A 676-nucleotide genomic window follows, 5' to 3' on the forward strand; every position below is an offset into this window, starting at 1 on the left:
CCTCTCTATGCTGACGTCGAGACTTGTGATCAAGAGACAGGGCCTGAGTTGGTTCCGCGCGGTTGCCGCCGGCCTGCGGCCCGATCCCTGGGAGCAGGCGGAGACGCGAGGCTCCCGAAAAGAAGAAAAGGCACCGCGGCCACCAGCGCCAAAGAATGGGGTCCAGGGTGCGCAACGCCAGATCCGAGCCTCAGTCCGGCAGCAACGCCAGCAGCTCCCGCCCCTCGATCAGCCGCAGCCGGTCCTCCAGCACGGTGTCCCGCGCCAGCCCCAGGGCGACCAGCGCGGCCCCCCGCGTTTCCGCCTCGCTGTCCAGCAGGATCTCCAGCACGCCTTCCTCCGCCGCCTCCGGATCGGGCAGCGGCAGCATGGTCTCCGCCGCCTGCCCCGGCGCCAGGTCCAGCGTCATGGCCATTTCCTCGCCGCCCTCGCGCCAAGCGCCGATCCGCAGCCGGCAAGGCTCCTCCGCCGGCGCACGCACCTCCAGCAACAGCCGCAAAGGCCCGCCCCGCACACGGCAGCGCAGCCGCGCCAGCCCCGGCAGGCTGGGCCGCGCCCCGGCCGCCGCGGGCAGCCAGCCCGGGCCGCTGGGCAGCACCTGCGCCAGCGCCTGTTCCAGCCCCGGCCGGCGGCAGGGCGGCGGGGCCAGCCGGACGCGCAGGCCCGGCGGCAACAG

At 74.6% G+C, this 676-nt stretch carries 1 protein-coding gene; it reads right to left on the bottom strand.

From position 1 onward, the window contains the following. Window positions 1-190: 190 nt before the first annotated feature. Window positions 191-676 (bottom strand): hypothetical protein (locus tag ROTAS13_RS27675; protein WP_171979263.1); only part of this gene is annotated, 486 nt, incomplete at its 5' end.

Origin of the sequence: Roseomonas sp. TAS13, from assembly GCF_001950415.1 — a bacterium.
Classification (GTDB): Bacteria; Pseudomonadota; Alphaproteobacteria; order Acetobacterales; family Acetobacteraceae; genus Roseomonas; species Roseomonas mucosa.